Here is a 2,255-nt window from a genome sequence, read left to right as displayed (position 1 = left end):
GCGGCCTTCAAATTCTAAATAGCGGTCCAATAGATAGACAGATTCATGCGCTTTCTGATCAAAGTAATAGTTCCGCTTGATGGGTATAGCGCCAAACAGACTGTTGATCACGGTGGGGCTCTTTTCTCTCAACCGGAAACGCTGGGTGTCACGTTCTTGAGCGATTTGAGCATCCAAGTCCTCCAGTATTCGCTTCATGATTTCAATAAAGAAGGATTGGCATATGCGCCACACCAGTAGTGTAAGAGTAAAATGTTTGTGGGCAGAGGAAAGAATGAGTAAATGAATTAAAATGATGATCGTTGGATATAGAAAAAGGGCCCTTCTCCTTGGTAGAGTGTTAAATGGGAAAAACCAACACCAAGAAAGGAGAAGGCCCTATGCAAAAGCTTACCACGAAAATCCCCACAATAAAAGAACTCGAAGGCTTATTGTTTCGGAAATTGCAGGAGCAGTTTTCAGAGGGGATGCGCCGGATTTTGGAGGCGCTGGACGATTGGATCATGGAACAACGGGATACCGCTCGCTTTCGCCTCAAAGACCAACGGGAGATCAGTATCGATACATTGTTTGGCACAGTTCGGTTCAAACGGCGGTTGTACCTGGACCGGAAGACAGGGAAGCATGTCTTTTTGCTGGATCGGATGATGCAATATGAGGGTCGGGACAAACTCAGTCCGAACCTGGAGGAGTTGGCGATCCAGTTTGCCAGCGAGGGGCCATCGTATCGGGATAGCGCCCAGCGTCTGGAAGCCTTGTTGGGATATCGGGTACTGAGTCATGAAGCCATCCGGGAGAAACTCATCGTGCAGGCTGAACGTACAGAACCTTCGGAAGGGGAACGGCGTCCCGTCCGGGTATTGTTCGTGGAAGTGGACGGACTGTATACCAAACTGCAACGAGAGCGACGCCGCGGGATGGAAAATCGTATAGCAGTGGTGCATGAGGGATGGGAAAGCGAAGGGGAACGGAGCAGACTGGATCGGGAAATCTACTTCATACTTTACCCGTTGCATCTATACATTGGACCGGTTTCATGTCGTTCGGGAGCTAAGGCGGTATATGGGACATTTGCCGAAAGTATGGAAAGCGATTCGAAAGTCATTGGCTTCGTTCGATGCCGATACGTTGCTGGAGACCCTGGCGGCCGTTCCGGAAACGCAAATTGCGGAAGAGTGGCGGGAGGAATGGAGAAAGTACCGGGCGTTTTTGGAACATCATCGGGAACATTTGAGAGATGACCGGGACAAATTGCGCAAAGCAGGTATAGACACGAGCAAAATGAGGCCGATGGGAAGCGCAGAGGCGCAAATGCGCATCATGGCCAAACGGACCAAACGGGGAGGATATAGTTGTAGTGTCCGGGGCGTACGAGCCATGCTAAAAACAATCATGAAATCCAAGGAAGGACGTCCCTTGACAGAATCTGAAAGGGGACACGAGCCAAAACTTTCCGTTTGTAAATACTACGATCCGCCAGTGGTTGCAAGAAGTGAAACGACAGTCGAAAGGGTGTATCAACGGGACGATCCGCTTGTTGCTGGGTCCGATGCAGAGCAGTCCGACAGGGAGGGCATTGAAAGGATTGATAAGAGGAAATTAAAGGAAAAACACGAATCGTAAGTGAAAGGATGATAAACTAAAGCGCTACCAAGCGAGAAAGCGAAAGTGGGAGATGAATGTAGGTTTGATGTAGCCTTAATATGATGGTTGTGGTAAAATAAAATCAAACAAACGTTCGTATTGTGGGCAGGTGATGCGGATATGGCCAACAAAGCCTACAAATTCCGTCTGTACCCAACACAAGAACAGGAACAACTGCTCGCCAAAACGTTCGGTTGCGTCCGTTTCGTCTACAACAAAATGCTTGAGGAACGTCAACACATCTATGACACGTGTGTGAGTCAAGTATTTCCGGGCAGAGTTTTTTATCCCCATCATGGATGTAAGCGGATCCATTGTTTGAGGGTACTCTCTTGGTCATTTCTTATCCTGTTTTAAAAACCAACCAATCCCTTCAGCGCCCGGTATACTGGCAGATTGGCCTTATTTTTCAAGTAAGGGATGTTGTCTCTGGCTACCTGTTCGAAGGTCTTGGTCACCTTTTCTGCATAACACTTCGGTGGCTTCAAGGGCCTCCTGCATCTGACGGTACCGGGGATGCTTGCGGCACAGCCGGCGAATCTCTCTAGCCAAGTGAAAACGGTCCATGCAGTAGAAGGCTCTCTCTTTAAAATATTCTCGACAGGCCGTGA

At 48.7% G+C, this 2,255-nt stretch carries 2 protein-coding genes and 2 pseudogenes; 2 read left to right on the top strand and 2 right to left on the bottom strand.

Translation table 11 applies throughout. The annotated features are described in order from the left end of the window. Positions 1-234: UPF0236 family transposase-like protein (locus IEW48_RS16455; RefSeq protein ID WP_268236589.1), on the bottom strand; the 234-nt coding region annotated here is incomplete at its 3' end. A gap of 110 nt (positions 235-344) precedes the next feature. Here IEW48_RS16455 and IEW48_RS16450 point away from each other — a divergent pair. Together IEW48_RS16450 and IEW48_RS16445 are read left to right on the top strand one after the other, a co-directional pair. Further along, positions 345-1,623, top strand: a pseudogene (locus tag IEW48_RS16450) (UPF0236 family transposase-like protein). A 141-nt stretch (positions 1,624-1,764) separates the two neighbouring features. Next, positions 1,765-1,893, top strand: a pseudogene (locus tag IEW48_RS16445) (helix-turn-helix domain-containing protein); the annotation flags it as partial. A gap of 153 nt (positions 1,894-2,046) precedes the next feature. On the opposite strand, the gene IEW48_RS16440 reads toward IEW48_RS16445, so the two are convergent. Next, on the bottom strand, positions 2,047-2,255 hold a 209-nt coding region (locus IEW48_RS16440; protein ID WP_188624700.1), incomplete at its 5' end, for a UPF0236 family transposase-like protein.

This window comes from Caldalkalibacillus thermarum (genome assembly GCF_014644735.1).
GTDB lineage: Bacteria > Bacillota > Bacilli > Caldalkalibacillales > Caldalkalibacillaceae > Caldalkalibacillus > Caldalkalibacillus thermarum.
Note: the sequence above shows the minus strand (reverse complement) of the source record. Positions and strands in the feature narration are given on the sequence as shown.